Below are 253 nucleotides of genomic sequence, written 5' to 3'. Positions count from 1 at the left end.
CGTGCGCTCTCACCAACTGAGCTACCCCGCCGCGCGGCATCCCCTTGAGAGAGATGCTGTGAGCCCCGAGTCAGGATTGAACTGACGACCCCTTCCTTACCATGGAAGTGCTCTGCCACTGAGCTATCGGGGCGTACCCGGATCGCTCCGGGCAACTAGAAGAGAATATCAGAGCTTGGCAGCCTCTTCTAATCGAGCGAGTGACGTCCGGCGTTCGCGCGGAGCCAGGTGATCGGGTCGATGGCGACCGTGC

1 tRNA gene is annotated in these 253 nt (G+C 61.7%); it reads right to left on the bottom strand.

Going from position 1 to position 253, the window contains the following annotated elements:
* Window positions 1-61: 61 nt before the first annotated feature.
* Window positions 62-133: transfer RNA gene (locus ACZ3HG_RS24300), tRNA-Thr, on the bottom strand.
* Window positions 134-253 lie beyond the last annotated feature (120 nt).

This window comes from Erwinia sp. PME.40.26/001, from assembly GCF_055556675.1.
This window is presented reverse-complemented; position numbering and strand designations above follow the sequence as displayed.